At 65.0% G+C, this 15,449-nt stretch carries 11 protein-coding genes; 10 read left to right on the top strand and 1 reads right to left on the bottom strand.

Annotated elements, in window-relative coordinates; genetic code table 11:
* Positions 1 to 132 precede the first annotated feature (132 nt).
* Positions 133 to 1,389, bottom strand: coding sequence for a hypothetical protein (locus ABZW16_RS32850; RefSeq protein WP_354959982.1), 1,257 nt, complete (start codon positions 1,387 to 1,389; stop codon positions 133 to 135).
* Positions 1,390 to 1,647: 258 nt separating this feature from the next.
* On the opposite strand from ABZW16_RS32850, the gene glf reads away from it, so the two are divergent.
* From glf to ABZW16_RS32800, 10 genes are all read left to right on the top strand, one after another.
* The gene (gene glf / locus ABZW16_RS32845; protein WP_354959981.1) at positions 1,648 to 2,880 is read left to right on the top strand and encodes a UDP-galactopyranose mutase; all 1,233 of its coding nucleotides are present in this window, start codon (positions 1,648 to 1,650) and stop codon (positions 2,878 to 2,880) included.
* On the top strand, positions 2,877 to 4,811 hold the full coding sequence (locus tag ABZW16_RS32840) for a glycosyltransferase (RefSeq protein WP_354959980.1): 1,935 nt from the start codon (positions 2,877 to 2,879) through the stop codon (positions 4,809 to 4,811). Before glf ends, ABZW16_RS32840 begins: the two co-directional genes overlap by 4 nt.
* A 71-nt stretch (positions 4,812 to 4,882) precedes the next feature.
* A complete protein-coding gene (locus ABZW16_RS32835; RefSeq protein ID WP_354959984.1) occupies positions 4,883 to 5,434 on the top strand; it encodes a phosphatase PAP2 family protein in 552 nt (183 codons plus the stop codon).
* A 1-nt stretch (position 5,435) separates the two neighbouring features.
* The gene (locus tag ABZW16_RS32830) at positions 5,436 to 6,368 is read left to right on the top strand and encodes a decaprenyl-phosphate phosphoribosyltransferase (RefSeq protein ID WP_354959979.1); all 933 of its coding nucleotides are present in this window, start codon (positions 5,436 to 5,438) and stop codon (positions 6,366 to 6,368) included.
* A gap of 19 nt (positions 6,369 to 6,387) precedes the next feature.
* Positions 6,388 to 8,316 (top strand): flagellar motor control protein ZomB, encoded by a 1,929-nt coding sequence (gene zomB, locus ABZW16_RS32825; RefSeq protein WP_354959978.1) that lies wholly within the window; start codon positions 6,388 to 6,390, stop codon positions 8,314 to 8,316.
* Positions 8,317 to 8,669: 353 nt separating this feature from the next.
* Positions 8,670 to 9,677: an alpha/beta hydrolase family protein gene (locus ABZW16_RS32820; RefSeq protein ID WP_354959977.1), complete on the top strand. Its 1,008-nt coding sequence runs from the start codon at positions 8,670 to 8,672 to the stop codon at positions 9,675 to 9,677.
* Between the two features lie 302 nt (positions 9,678 to 9,979).
* Complete coding sequence (locus ABZW16_RS32815) at positions 9,980 to 11,083, top strand: alpha/beta hydrolase family protein (RefSeq protein WP_354959976.1); 1,104 nt, start codon at positions 9,980 to 9,982, stop codon at positions 11,081 to 11,083.
* A gap of 499 nt (positions 11,084 to 11,582) precedes the next feature.
* Positions 11,583 to 11,987: a hypothetical protein gene (locus ABZW16_RS32810; RefSeq protein WP_354959975.1), complete on the top strand. Its 405-nt coding sequence runs from the start codon at positions 11,583 to 11,585 to the stop codon at positions 11,985 to 11,987.
* Between the two features lie 349 nt (positions 11,988 to 12,336).
* Positions 12,337 to 13,374 carry an alpha/beta hydrolase family protein gene (locus tag ABZW16_RS32805; protein ID WP_354959974.1) on the top strand — a complete coding sequence of 346 codons (1,038 nt, stop codon included), beginning with the start codon at positions 12,337 to 12,339 and terminating at the stop codon, positions 13,372 to 13,374.
* A 169-nt stretch (positions 13,375 to 13,543) separates the two neighbouring features.
* Entirely contained in the window at positions 13,544 to 15,418 is a 1,875-nt protein-coding gene (locus tag ABZW16_RS32800; RefSeq protein ID WP_354959973.1) for an alpha/beta hydrolase-fold protein, read from the top strand.
* Positions 15,419 to 15,449 lie beyond the last annotated feature (31 nt).

Raw genomic sequence — 15,449 nt, 5'->3', positions numbered from 1 at the left:
TGAATTGCAGCTTGTACTGAAAAGTCTCCACATCCTGGGCACCAGTTTGGCTTCAGGCCGGGTCGAGACCGAGACGAGCTGTACCGACGAGCTCGGCCGAGCCCGCGGTAATCGGGCTGCCCACCTGCGGCGCTACACCGCGCACATCGACTGCAGGACACCCTTCAGAATCGGCGCGCCGTATGTGGTCGGCGCGAATGCCAGGGTCTGCGCCATCGATAGCGGGGTGAGGATGGTGTCGCTGACGCCGGTCCATCCGGCCGCCAGATTGGCGACCGTGAGCAGCAGGCTGGTCACATCCAGGGTCAGGGTGGCCAGGTCGAAGGCGTTCTCCACCTTCATATCCGCCAGCGCGACGGTGTCGAGCGCCTTGCCCTCGTACAGATCGAAGCCGAGGTTGGTCAGGAAGGTCACCGGACCGTAGTCGAGTGCGTCTACGAGTGGACCCAATTCCTCGGTGCGGCGCATCAGCGCCAGCTCGGCGACCCGGTTATCGCGCAGAAAACCCTGCAGCGATTCGGCTCCCGCATTCAATCCGGCCCGGTCCAGCGGCAGATCGGCCTGTTCGAGGAAGGCCCTGGTGCGTTCGACCAGCGTTCGCGTGGTCAATTCGGCCACGGGCGTACATGTTCCGTTCGCCCGCACCAGGGTGTTGGCGAGATCGACCAGCGGCGTCGGCAATTCGACGTGTTCGGTGTAGAGGGATTCGTCGAGCACCAGCTTCGGATACGCGTTCGGGGCGGCGCAGTTGGCGGCCAGGAAGTCCTGCACCGTGCGCGCCAGCGATTTCACACCGCTGAACACCGCACCGACGATCGGCTTGAGGAAGAACCCGACGGTGGGCACCAGACTGGCCGCGAACTGCGCGGGAATCTTCACGATCCGGGTCGCGAGGATGAAGACCTCGATGACGTCATTGACCGTCAGCCGCGATACCGACATGGTGGTGTCCAGTCGTCCGGTCCGGACCGCGTCCAGGCCGTTGACCAGGTAGGTGACGATCGGATCGTCCAGGAATTCGGTGCGCTCGTTCACCGTCGACGGCGCGACCGGCAGCCCGTCCCGGTGCACCCGCACCGCGGCGATGGTGTTGCGGAAATCGGCGACCTGACGGTCGAAGGCGGTGATCTGCGCGGCCGGAACCGTAGTGCGCAGCGCGGTCGCGGCGGCGGTGACGATGTCGTCGAAGGTCGGCGCGCCGGTGACGCACACCGCACCCGCATCATCGACCGCCGTCGTCGCCAGGGAATCGAATTCGGCCGCCTGCGCGGGAGCCGGGACGACTATCGCGCCGCCGAGCAGGGCGAACAGTGTGAGCAGGCATATGAACGGGGCAGCGCCCGTGCGCGGGGCAGCGCTCAGGAATCGGGTAAGAGTGTTGCGCATCATCAGGTCTTCCGGGTCGGGCCGCTAGCGATTGCTTGCAGGTCGCTCGAAAAGGTCATCGTTGGTGCAGTCGACGAACCAACGCGAGGGCCGCGAACTGGACGTCTGATCAATTCGCGTGGATATGTAATAGCCGCTCAGTTGCCGCTGCGTATTCGTTTCGGCAAACTTCAGGAGAAATTCGGATGGCATCCGCTCCGCTCGCGCCTACCTCGCGACTCCACCCGGACCTCGCGCGGACTTCCGATACGCTGGGCTCCCGTGACCGTCGCATCGTCCCCGGGTAACTCCGCAAACTCCGCCTCACAGTTCGATCTGATCGTCGTCGGCTCCGGATTCTTCGGGCTGACCGTCGCCGAGCGCGCCGCCAATCTGCTCGGCAAACGGGTGTTGGTAATCGATCGTCGCTACCACCTCGGCGGCAACGCCTATTCGGAGCCGGAGCCGCAAACCGGGATCGAGGTGCACAAGTATGGGGCGCACCTGTTCCACACCTCGAACAAGCGAGTGTGGGATTACGTGACCCAGTTCACCGAATTCACCGGCTACCAGCACCGGGTCTTCGCGATGCACAAGGGACAGGCCTACCAGTTCCCGATGGGCCTCGGTTTGATCTCCCAGTTCTTCGGCCGCTACTTCACCCCGGACGAGGCGCGCAAGCTGATCGCCGAACAGGCCTCGGAGGTCGAGACCAAGGACGCGCAGAACCTCGAGGAGAAGGCGATCTCGCTGATCGGCCGCCCGCTGTACGAGGCGTTCGTCCGCGATTACACCGCCAAGCAGTGGCAGACCGATCCGAAGGAACTGCCCGCGGGCAATATCACCCGCCTGCCGGTGCGCTACACCTTCGACAACCGCTACTTCAACGACACCTATGAGGGTCTGCCCAAAGAGGGCTACACGAAGTGGCTGGAGAATATGGCCGTCTCGGAGCTGATCGAGGTCCGGCTGAACACCGACTGGTTCGATGTGCGCGAGCAGATCCGCGCCGAGAACCCGGACGCACCGGTCGTCTACACCGGCCCGGTGGACCGCTATTTCGACTACAGCGAGGGCGAACTCGGCTGGCGCACCATCGATTTCGAGACCGAGGTGCTCGATACCGGTGACTACCAGGGCACCTCGGTGATGAACTACAACGATTCGGACGTGCCCTACACCCGCATTATCGAACCGCGGCACTTCCATCCGGAGCGCGATAGCTACCCGAACGACAAGACCGTCATCATGCGCGAATACTCGCGCTTCGCGCAGACCGGTGACGAGCCGTACTACCCGATCAACACGCCGGAGGACCGCGCGAAGCTGCAGGCTTACCGCAGCCTGGCCAAGCAGGAAACTGCAACGGCGAAGGTACTTTTCGGTGGTCGTCTCGGCACCTACCAGTACCTGGATATGCATATGGCAATCGGCAGCGCGCTGAGCATGTTCGACAATGTCCTGCGGCCGCACCTGGAGTCGGGCGAGCCTCTTTCGGATGAAAGCAACGAATGACCTCCCAATCGATTTTGGAAGACATGACCACCGAAACTCGCGCGAAGTCGCTGCTGCAGCGCATCATCCTGCCTCGGCCGGGTGAACCGCTGGACGTACGCACCCTCTACGTCGAGGAGTCGCCGACCAACGCCCGGCGCGCGCACGCCACCACCCGCACCTCGCTGTCCATCGGCGCGGAGTCGGAGGTGTCGTTCTGCACCTACTTCAACGCGTTGCCCGCGAGTTACTGGCGGCGCTGGAGCATCCTGTCCTCGGTGGTGCTGCGGCTCGAGTTGGCCGGACACGGCCGCGTCGACGTCTACCGGTCCAAGGCCGACGGTTCGCGAATCCACGTGCAGGGCAAGGAGTTCGCGGTCGCGCCGGGCACCGAATCGGTGCACGTGGAATTCGAGACCGACCTCGGCCCGTTCGAAGACGGCGGCTGGATCTGGTTCGACATCACCACCGATACCGCGGTCACCCTGCTGTCGGGCGGTTGGTACGCACCGGTCGAGGCGCCCGGTGCGGGCACCATCGCGGTCGGCATGCCGACCTTCAACCGGCCGACCGATCTGGTGAAGACCCTGGCCGCGCTCGGTTCGGATCCGCTGGTGCTGGAGAAGATCGCCGCGGTCATCGTCGCCGATCAGGGCAACCGCAAGGTGGTCGACGAACCCGGCTTCACCGAGGCCGCCGCGGTGCTCGGCGATCGGCTCGCCATCCGCAACCAGCCCAACCTCGGCGGCTCGGGTGGTTACAGCCGGGTCATGTACGAGGCGCTGAAGACCACCGACGCCCAGTACATCGTCTACATGGACGACGATATCGAGATCGAACCCGATTCGATCCTGCGCGCACTGGCCTTCGCCCGCTTCGCCGAATCGCCCATGCTGGTCGGCGGTCAGATGCTCAATCTGCAGGAGCGCTCACACCTGCACAGCATGGGTGAGGTCGTGGATCGCGGCATCTTCATGTGGACCTCCGCGCCGAACGTCGAATACGACCACGATTTCTCCAAGCACCCGCTCAAGGACCGCGACAATTCCAAGCTGCTGCACCGGCGCATCGACGTCGACTTCAACGGCTGGTGGACCTGTGTCATCCCGCGTCAGGTCGCCGAGGAGATCGGTCAGCCGCTGCCGCTGTTCTTGAAGTGGGACGATGTCGAATACGGTTTGCGCGCACGCGATCACGGCTATTCGACCGTCACCCTGCCCGGCGCCGCGGTCTGGCATATGGCGTGGAGCGATAAGGACGACGCGATCGACTGGCAGGCGTACTTCCACCTGCGCAACCGGCTCGTTGTCGCATCCCTGCATATGCCGGGCAATGGGCGCGGCATGGTCGTCAACACGGTCAAGGCGACCCTGAAACACCTGCTCTGCCTGGAGTATTCGACGGTCGCCATTCAGAATCTGGCGATCAAGGACTTCCTCGCCGGCCCGGAGCGCCTGTTCCAACTGCTGCCGAGCGCGCTCGGCGCGGTACACGAAATGCGCAAGCAGTACCCGGACGCGGTCATCCTGCCGTCCTCCACCGAACTGCCGCTGGCCAGCCATATCGGCGTCGGTGCGGTCGGTGAACCGGCGAATCCGATCGCCAAGGTGGTCCGTCTGGCCAAGGGCGTTGTGCACAACTTCCGTCCGGCGCATGCCGAACACCATGAGCGTCCGCAGCTGAATGTGCCGACGCTGGACGCCCGCTGGTTCCTGCTCTCGCAGGTCGACGGCGTCACGGTCACCACCGCGGATGGTCGCGGCGTCGTCTACCGCAAGCGCGATCCGCGCCAGGCGCTCGGGCTGTTCAAGGAGGCCATGCGGCTGCGCAAGGAGCTGGCCGCCCGCTTCCCGGAGATGCAGCAGCGCTATCGCGCCGCCCACCCGACGCTGACCAGCACGGCGGCCTGGGAGAACGTCTTCGGTATCGACACGAGAGATGAGCAGCAGTGAGTTTGGAAGCCCCGGCCGCGGACGACAACACCGCGGTGCCCGCGCCGAGTGCGAACGGCCACGGCGGTCCGGTGTCCGCGGTCCCATCGGGACAGCCACCCGAGGTCAAGATCATCAATGCGGTCCAGGCCGCCATCGGCGGTAGGCCCGAGGTGGTCAAGGCGGCCCGCGGCATGTCGCACTTCGGTGAGCATGCGCTCGGCTGGGTCGGCATCGCCGCGGCGGGCTGGCTCGTCGACAAGCCGCGGCGGCGGCAGTGGGCCGGGGTTGCGGTCGGCGCGGTCGGCGCGCACGCCGCATCCATCGTGATCAAGCGCATTGTCCGGCGCCCCCGCCCGAACGATCCATCGGTGCAGGTCAACGTCTCGACGCCGAGCAAGCTGAGCTTCCCGTCCTCCCACGCCACCTCCACCACGGCGGCGGCGGTGTTGCTCGGAAGATTGACCGGGCTACCCTTGCCTGCGGTGCTCGTCCCACCGATGTTGCTCTCCCGGGTTGTGCTCGGGGTGCACTATCCCTCCGACGTGCTCGCCGGTTCCGCACTCGGCGCCGCGTCCGCCGCTGTTGTGCTTGCCGCCGAAAAGAGACTCGATAGTGACCGCACAAGAAGAGACCTTGGTTGACATGAGTGAAGAGCCGACCAGCACCGACCTAGCCGAAGCAGTCGTCAAGGGCCCACCCAAGACGCTGGCGGGTGGGCTGTTCAAGGCGGTCCGGCCGCGCCAGTGGGTCAAGAACGTGCTGGTACTGGCCGCACCGCTGGCGGCAGGCCCCGATACCGCAACCGACTTGACGGTGCTCGCGCACGTCGGCCTCGCATTCGTGGTCTTCTGCATGGCGGCCTCGGGCATCTATCTGGTCAACGACGCGCTCGACGTGGAGGCCGACCGGGCGCATCCGACCAAGCGGTTCCGCCCCATCGCCGCGGGCGTCGTCCCGGTGAATCTGGCCTACCTGCTGTCGGTGGTGCTGCTGCTCGGATCGATCGCGGGATCGTTCCTCGCCTCGTGGCACCTGGCCGTGGTCATGACCGTCTACATCGGCATCCAGCTGGCCTACTGCATCGGCCTCAAGCACCAGGCGGTGCTGGACATCTGCATCGTGTCCTCGGGCTTCCTGCTGCGCGCCGTCGCCGGTGGCGCCGCCGCGAATATCGACCTGTCGCAATGGTTCCTGCTGATCATGGCGTTCGGCTCGCTGTTCATGGCCGCGGGCAAGCGCTATGCGGAACTGCAGATCGCGCTGAGCACCGGCGCCAAGATCCGCAAGTCGCTCGAGTACTACACGCCGACCTATCTGCGCTTCATCTGGACCCTCGCCGCGACGGCGGTGGTGGTGTTCTACGGCCTGTGGGCATTCCAGCAGGACAGTCTGAAGCACACCAATTGGTTCGCGATTTCGATGATTCCGTTTACCATCGCAATCCTGCGTTACGCGGTCGACGTCGATGGCGGCGAGGCCGGTGAACCCGAAGAGATCGCACTGGGGGATCGCATCCTCCAGTTCCTCGCAATCGCCTGGATCGGAGCGGTAGGTGTCGCTGTCTATCTCACCTGACGAACTGTTGGTAGAGGGAGTGGAGCGAACAGCACAAGCAACGGAGGAGCCGACCGAGAGGTCGGCTCGTTCCGGCTTGCGGTCCGCGCGGCTATCCCGAGCCACCTTCGTCGGTGGGATCGCGCTCACCGTCGTGCTTTTCTCGGTCGGCGCCTGGCAACGGCGCTGGATCGCCGACGACGGCCTCATCGTGCTGCGCACGGTGCGAAACCTGTTGGCGGGCAATGGGCCGGTCTTCAATGCGGGCGAGCGCGTCGAAACCAACACCAGTACCGCATGGACCTATCTGGTGTGGTTCTTCAGCTGGCTCACCAGGGCCCGACTCGAGTACGTCGTGCTCGGCGTCGCGCTGACCGTCTCGATGCTGGCGATCGTGTTCGCCATGCTGGGCACGGCGCGGCTGTGGGGCGGCACCAAATCGGCCCTGCTGCTGCCAGCGGGCGTGCTCGTCTATATCGCGGTGCCCCCCGCCCGCGACTACGCCACCTCCGGACTGGAGAGCGGTCTGGTCATCTGCTGGCTCGGCCTGCTGTGGTGGCAGCTGATGCGCTGGAGCCAGACCGAGCGGGTGAAACTGCCCGCGCTGTTGGGTCTGGTGTTCCTGGCCGGACTCGCTCCGCTGATCCGGCCCGAGATGACCCTGGTCGGCGCGCTGGCGCTGCTGATGATCTTCCTGGCTCCGATGCCGGAGTCCCGGCTGCGCCCGATCCTCTTGCGCGGCTTGATCGTTGTCGCCGCCGGACTGGTGCCGATGTGCTACCAGGTCTGGCGGATGGGCTACTACGGCCTGCCCTACCCGAATACCGCGGTCGCCAAGGACGCGGGCGGTGCCAAGTGGGGCCAGGGCTTCAAATACCTGTGGGATCTGGTCGGTCCGTACTACCTGTGGGTGCCGCTGCTCGTGCTGCTGCTCATCGGTGTGCTCGTGGCTCGTTCGGCCCGCACCGAGACCGCGGATGCACCCGCGTCGAATGAGCAGCGCCGCTGGACGGTACGCCGGGTGCGCGAATGGCTGCACTCGCCGAGCGCGGTCGTCACGCTCATGCTGGGCAGCGGATTCGTGCTCACCGTCTACGCCCTGCGCGTCGGCGGCGACTTCATGCACGGCCGGATGCTGCTGCCGCAGCTGTTCTGCCTGCTGCTGCCGGTCGCCGTGGTGCCGCTGCGGGTGCCCGAGGGCGGCCTGCGGGCGGCGACGGCCGGACAGTGGTCCTTCGCGGTGATCCTGTGCGCGCTGCTCGGCACCGCGGGCTGGGCGCTGTTCGCGGCCAACACCACCGCCATCAAGACCGGCACCAAGATCAGCGCGTCCGGCATCGTCGACGAGCGCGTCTACTACGTGCTCAATACCGGCCACGATCACCCCATCCTGGCCGAGGACTACCTGGACTACCCGCGCATCCGCGCCATGGTGAACAACATCGCCGAAACCCCCGATGGCGGTCTGCTGCTGAATTCGCCGTCGTTCATGTTCTGGTACATCGCGCCCCCGCCGCAGCCGATTCCCGACGGCGGCGCCGGACATACCGTCTACTTCCTGAACCTCGGTATGACCAGCATGAACGTCCCGCTGGACGTGCGCGTCATCGATCAGATGGGCCTGGCCTATCCGCTGGCCGCGCATACCGACCGGCTCACCGACGGCCGGATCGGGCACGACAAGAGCCTGTACCCGGACTGGGTCGTGGTGGAAACCGGCATGGTCGATCGGCATCCGTGGATGCCCTGGTACATGGACGAAAAGTGGGTCACCCAGGCCCGCACCGCGATGACCTGCCCAGATACCGTGGCGCTGATGATCTCCTATCGGGATCCGCTCACCATGGGCCGCTTCGAGCACAACCTGCGCAATGCGCTGCGGTTCGCGAAGTACCGTATCGATCGCGTGCCGAGGTACGAGATCGAGCGTTGCGGACTGGTCGACCCGTTCCCGCAGCCGCAACGCTGAAGTAACTGCTGTCCGAGTGGCTGGTGCTCGCCGCCTCTCCAGTCACACGGGGCTCAGGGACCTCCCTGGGCCCCAGTCGTATCGATGACCTGCGACAATAAACGTGGCGCATATCGCTTTATCTCTTTTTGATAACGCCACCACATCGATGTAGCGATAGGGTACGTGAGTACGCCCGCTGGGGGCGTCCCCTTCAACGCGGGTAAACCCCAGCGGTCAACGTAGAGAAGCGGTCGAGACACGGCCGCATAACGAAAGGCCGAAACTAGATGCGAGGCGTGATCGGGCGAAGCGCGCAGAATGGACGTCTGAAAACCCGTAGAGCCGGTTCGTGGTTCAAGCGGTCGGTGCTGATGTCGCTGGCTATCTTGCTGCCGCTCGGGGTGTCAGTAGCAGGTCCTGCGGGCTCCGCGTCGGCGGCGTTCAATCCGGACGCCTTCGACTTCTGGGTGGACTCCAGCATGGGTCCCATCAAGTCGCGGATCTTCCGCGCCGCGGACGGCAACACCGGGCGCGTGGTGTACGCGCTGGACGGCATGCGGGCCCGCGGTGACCTCAACGGCTGGGAGGCCGAGACCGAGGTCGCCCGTGAGCTCACCAAGTGGAATATCAACGTCGTCATGCCCGTCGGCGGTCCCTCCAGCTTCTACGCGGACTGGAACGCACCCGGTAACTTCCTCGGTCTGAGCACCGGTTCGTCGGGTTCGGCCAACGGCTCCTCCTCGGGATCCGCGATGACGGGCTCCTCGGGGTGGAACGAGACGCTGGGCAAGTCGAACACCTACAAGTGGGAGACCTTCCTCACCAGCGATCTGCGCAATGCGCTGCGTGACCGGCTCGGCTTCAGCCCGACCCGCAACGGTGTCTTCGGCCTGTCCATGGGCGGTAGCGCCGCGCTCACGCTGTCGGCCTACCACCCGGATCAGTTCGTCTATGCCGGTTCGTATTCCGGCTACCTGAACATCTCCGCGCCGGGCATGCGCGAGGCGCTGCGCCTCGCCATGATCAGCGCGGGCGGCTACAACATCGACGCGATGGCGCCGCCGTGGGGCCCGCAGTGGCTGCGCATGGATCCGTTCGTCTTCGCGCCGCGACTGATCCAGAACAACACCAGGCTGTGGGTCGCCGCGGGTAGCGCACTGCCCGGTCCCGGCGACGCGTCCTCGCCGATCGACATCATCCAGGGCACGCCACTCGAGGCGCTCGCACTGGTCAACACCCGCGCCTTCCAGGTCCGGATGGCGACGCTGGGTGCGCAGAATGTCTCCTACAGTTTCCCGTCGGTCGGTATCCACAACTGGCGCAACTGGGAGTCCGAGGTCTACCGCATGATTCCGGACCTCTCCGCCAACATCGGCTGATCTAGCTCGACCTTCTCGAAAACCGCCCGGTGTGTTCGCACACCGGGCGGTTTCTGTTTTGCTGGTATCGGTCCGTAACCCAGCTTGACAACGAATCGGCTGCGGGACGTCGTCGATAGTTGTGGGGTGAATCACTTTCCAGCAACATAGAGGCGTTCATCGTTTGATTGATGTACGGAGAGCATGCATGCAGGTGGAGTGTCTGTTTTGCGAAGGATGGTCCGTCTGCATGTCCGATGAGGGGGTCGGTCGAAGTTGCATATAGTTTGCTGATTGGCCGTCCGGACGAAAGGTCGAGTCGAATGCGAAGTGTGCGCTGGAAGCGTTGGCCCGGAAGCTCCGTCGGTTCCTCGACCCGGGCGACCAGTGGTGCCCGGGCCAGGAAATGGGTGCTCGGCGTGGCGACGGTCGTGCTCTTACCGCTCGGCATCGCCATTGCGGGCAGCGGCGCCACCGCGTCGGCGGGCTTCAACCCGGCGGCCTTCGACTTCTGGGTCGACTCGCCGGTGATGGGCCCGATCAAGACCCGGGTGCTACGCGCGGCGGACGGCAATACCAACCGTGTGGTCTACGTGCTGGACGGCCAGCGGGCGCCGGAAACCCTCAATGGCTGGGAGATCGAGACCAACGTCCCCGAGGTCCTGGCGAGCTGGAATATCAATGTTGTCCTGCCGGTGGGTGGCATGTCGAGCTTCTACGCCGACTGGAACGCGCCGAGCAACTTCTTCGGTATCTCGCCGGGATCGGCGGGTTCGTCCACCGGATCCGGTGCCACGGAGGCCTTCCTGGCAGGGCCGGGTAAGAGCTACCGCTACGACTGGGAAACCTTCCTGACCCAGCAACTGCGGTTCGCGCTGCGAGATCGCTTGGGGTTCAATCCGAATCGCAATGGTGTATTCGGTCTGTCGATGGGCGGCAGTGCCGCGCTGACGCTGGCGGCCTATCATCCGGATCAGTTCAGCTTCGCCGGTTCGTACTCGGGCTACCTCAATATTTCGGCGCCGGGTATGCGGGAGGCGATTCGGGCGGCGATGATGGACGCGGGCGGCTATAACGTGGATTCGATGGCGCCGCCATGGGGTCCGCAGTGGCTGCGGATGGATCCGTTCGTCTTCGCGCCGCGCCTGATCGCGAACGGCACCCGGGTATGGGTGGCCGCCGGTAGTGGGCTGCCGATGTCCGAGGATCTGACCATCCCGCTTCTGGCGGCCACCGACCGTGTCGTCAGAGGTGCGCCGCTCGAGGCGCTCGCCTTGGCGAATACCAGGGCATTCCAGGTCCGCATGATGACATTGGGAGCGCAGAACGTGGTGTATTCGTTCCCGCCTGCCGGTCTGCACGCGTGGACCAACTGGCAGGACGAGGCCTACCGCATGATCCCGGACCTCTCGGCCAATATCGGTTAGTCCCAACCGTGAAACGGACCGCCTGAAGTACCGGGTGGTCCGTTTCTTTTGTGCGGACCAATATATTTGCTTACTTGTTGCTTGCGTGGTCGTTGATGAAGCAGTTTCGGTGCGCATGCCCGGTGTGGGTCCGTAGTGTGAGTCCACGCTGGTAATTCTCTGGACTCCATCACGATCCGGTATTGCAGCAGCCTTTCGCTCGGGTGTGATTCGAATATGCCTATGTACGAGCGGTAAACGCTGAGATGTTCTGCTCATGGTAGGCGTCGGTACGGGTGTCGATCCGCATGCGCAGTGGTGGCGATCAACGGTGATCGCACGGGCAAAGGTCGAATTGATGCGATCCAGCGGAGTGCGCGGGATAGTTGCCGCGGTCGCGGTGGCGGGTGGCTGCGACCGTTCGATGGTCGGCGGGCCAAGTGTTGGCGCTGCCATTCATGATCGCGGAATATCAATGTGATTATGCCGGTGCGTGTGCATCACCTGGACCAATTCTGCTATGCCGGTTTGCATTCGGGCTATCCGAATAATCTCCGCGCCCGGTGAGCGCGAGGGTCTGCGGCTGGTTCTGCTCGACGCTGGCGGGTTCACTATCGACGTCAAGTGGGATCTGTGTTGGCCGCGCAATGGCCCGTTCATGTTCGCCGACCTGCTGCGCGCGAACGGAACTCGGCTGTGGATCTCCTCGGGCAATGGCCAGAACGGCTCGCGTGATGTGATCAACGCGCCGATCGACGTCTGCCACCTCGGCGAAGCGATCGCGCTGGAGACCATCACAATGGCCGATATCCGGGCCTTCCGGGGCCGGCCGACTCGCTCGCCCCCGCGAACGCGGTCTTCGATTGCCCGGCGGTCGGCGCGCACCACCGGGCCGATCAAGTGTTCGAGATGCGGCCGGATCTGAGCAGGAACCTCGGGTGAGCGATTCCGCACTCCCTAGTGCCCCCTAATCTTTGTTCGAAATTCCCGTTCCGACACGACATCTCCGGGCGAACGCGCTAAGGTCACCGCACGATCACAGCTTGTGAACGTGCGGAATTCGGCCACTCGATTACCCCGGTCTTGCTAAGACTTCGCATGTCGAATAACCTCCAGCGAGCGCAAGTGTGACCAGATCGTTGTAGCGCCGTCTCTTGTGCCGGAATGTCGGGTACCGGTTGGCATGTGACGCGCGTCTCGTTGGCAGCACGGGTGCTGCCCGGCCCCTCGTGGGCTACGGGCGGCACCACAACAGCAGAAAGAGAGCAGGATTCATGCGTTTCGGCAGGGCGGCCGCGCCGAAGAGAACCAAGTCGGGACGGCGAGGCAACCCTCGTGGTTGGCGTAGTCGAATTCTGGGTGTCGGTGCCGCTGCGTTGGCGCTGCCGATCACCGCGGGCGTGACGGGCCCGACCGTCGCCATGGCCGCACCGGTCCACGGCCCCGCTTTGCGGGCGCCGTCCGGCGGCTTCGAGGACCTGATGGTCCCGTCGGTGATGGGCCCGATCAAGGTCCAGGTGCAGTGGGCGGCGCGCGGCGGTAACGCGGCGGTCTACCTGCTCGACGGTCTGCGTGCTCGCGACGACCGCAATGCCTGGTCGTTCGAGACCAACGCCCTCGATCAGTTCAAGAACGACAACATCTCGCTGATCATGCCGGTCGGCGGTCAGTCGAGCTTCTACGCCGACTGGTACGCGCCGAGCAACACCAACGGCCAGAAGACCACCTACAAGTGGGAGACCTTCCTGACCAAGGAACTCCCCGCCTTCCTCGAGGGCTACGGTGTGTCACGCACGAACAACGCGGTTGTCGGCCTCTCCATGGGTGGCTCCGCCGCGCTGGCGCTGGCCGCCTACCACCGCGACCAGTTCAAGTACGCCGCCTCCTACTCCGGCTACCTGAACATCTCCGCGCCGGGCATGCGTGAAGCGATCCGCATCGCGATGCTGGATGCGGGCCGCTACAACGTCGACTCGATGGCCGCGCCGTGGAGCTCGCAGTGGCTGCGGATGGACCCGTTCGTCTTCGCCCCGCAGCTGAAGGGTCTGCCGATGTACATCTCGGCGGCCAGCGGTCTGCCGGGTCAGTACGACCGGCCGAACTCCGCGGTCGGCTACTTCAACACCGCCAACGGTATGGCGCTGGAGGCGCTCTCGCTGGTGAACACCCGTGCGTTCCAGGCCCGCCTGTCCTCGCTCGGCATTCCGGCGCAGTTCGACTTCCCGGCCGCGGGTACGCACTCGTGGAAGTACTGGGAGGGCGAGCTGTGGAACTCCCACAACGGCATCCTCGACGCCACCGGCGGTTGGTGATTCAGGGATAGGACGCCGAACGGCGCCGTTCGCTTCCGACTCGGAAGCAGACGGCGCCGTTCGCTTTTCGGGGCTTCCGCTGTGTTTTTCGGATCGCTGAATCAGACAGTGCGCTCTGCTGCCGCGTGTCCTACCAGGAACCACGAGGTAGCGGGGGTAGGAAGCTCTTGTGGCAGGAGTTGCATTCGGCAGCAGGGGGCGGCGCGGATGGTGTGACGGACGTGTGGCCCGCCGGGCCGCGCTGCTCGCCACCGCCGTGGTGATTCCGCTCGCCTCAGGTCCTTCCCCGATCACCGCACCCGCAAACGCGCAGCCCGCGGTCGCTCCGGTCGCGGTCCCGACGGTGCAGAACGTGGTCTGGCTCACCGATCGGCGGGTCGCGCTGTGGATCAATTCGCCATCGATGGCCACACCCGTCCAGGTGCAGCTATTGCTGGCGCGGGATTGGAATACCCACCCCGATGCCAGGTTCCCGGCCTTGTTCATGCTCGATGGCCTGCGTGCCACCGATGACGAGAGCGGCTGGACCCATGAGGCGGGTGCGGTGGACTTCTTCGCCGATAAGAACGTCACGGTGGTGCTGCCGGTCGGCGGTCAGGCCAGCTTCTACTCCGACTGGCTACAACCCGACAACGGCCACAACTACAAGTGGGAAACGTTTCTGACCAAGGAACTTCCGCCGCTGCTCGAGAGTCAGTGGCGGACCTCGGATATCCGTGGCGTCGAGGGCATTTCGATGGGCGGCACGGCCGCGATGTTCTTGGCCGGGCGCAATCCGAACTTCGTCAAGTACGCGGGGTCCTACTCCGGTGTACTGACCACGACGACGCTCGGCATGCCGCAGGCGATCCAGTTCGCCCTGCGCGATGCGGGCGGATTCGACTCGGCCGCCATGTGGGGTCCACCGGGCGGACCGGAATGGGACGGGCACGACCCCTACGCGCTGGCCGACAAGCTCAAGGGCGTCAGCCTCTACATCTCCAGCGGCAGCGGCTCGACCGGTCCGTTCGACCAGGCCAGCGGCATTCCGGGGGTCAGCACCAATTACGCGGGCATGGGGTTGGAGATCCTGTCCCGGCTGACCTCGCAGAATTTCGTGGCCAAACTGGGCAAACTATCCATCCCGGCCCAGGTGAACTACCGTCCCTCCGGCACGCATTCGTGGCCGTACTGGGATTTCGAAATGCGCCAGTCCTGGCCGCAGGCCGCCGCGGCGCTCGGTGTCGATCCGGATAAACCGCCGTGCCGGACAGCCGGTGCGATCGGCGCGCTGGTGGGCGGCAGCGGCTGGCTCGGCGACTGCCTCACCAAGGAGTACCAGGTGGCGGGCGGTACCGCACAGGACTTCAAGGGTGGCCGGGTCTTCTATTCGCCGCCCGATGGCGCGCATCCGGTCGCGGGCATGATCGGCGGCGGTTATCAGGCGGCGTTGGGGCCGGGCGGTCCGCTCGGCCTGCCGACCGGCGATGAGCGCGGGCTGCCCGACGGTCGCGGACACATGCAGACCTTCCAGAGCGGAATGCTCTACTGGACCCCGCGGACCGGCGCCCAGGTGGTGCGCGGCGCGATCCTCGATGAATGGGGTAGGCAGGGCTTCGAGACCGGCCCGGCCGGATACCCCACTGCGCCGGAGGTCAAGACCCCCGCCAAGGACGGCGCGGTCCAGTCCTTCGAGAACGGCCCGTTCTTCTACAGCGCCAGGACCGGTGCGCACCGGGTGCAGGGGATGATCCTGGGCAAGTACGCCGAATTGGGTTATGAGAACAGCCAACTCGGCTTCCCGGCCACGGAGGAGACCCCCTCGAAGGATTTCGGCCGCTACAGCAAGTTCGAGGGCGGAAACATCTACTGGAGTCCGCTTTCGGGCGCGTGGCCGGTGCGTTCGGGCCCGATCATGGATATGTGGTCGGTGCTCGGCTATGAGAACGGCAGGCTCGGTTATCCGACCAGTGACGAGTTCGGCATTCCGGGCGGGTATCAGCAGAATTTCCAGACCGGCCACATCACCGTGCGCGATGGCAAACCTGAAGTTCACGGCATCTAATTCCGGTCAGTCTGTTTTCTGATCAATTGCA

The organism is Nocardia sp. NPDC004604 (genome assembly GCF_040609795.1).
GTDB lineage: Bacteria > Actinomycetota > Actinomycetes > Mycobacteriales > Mycobacteriaceae > Nocardia.
The sequence above is the reverse complement of the archived record's forward strand: the minus strand, read 5'-3'. Positions and strand labels throughout refer to the sequence as shown.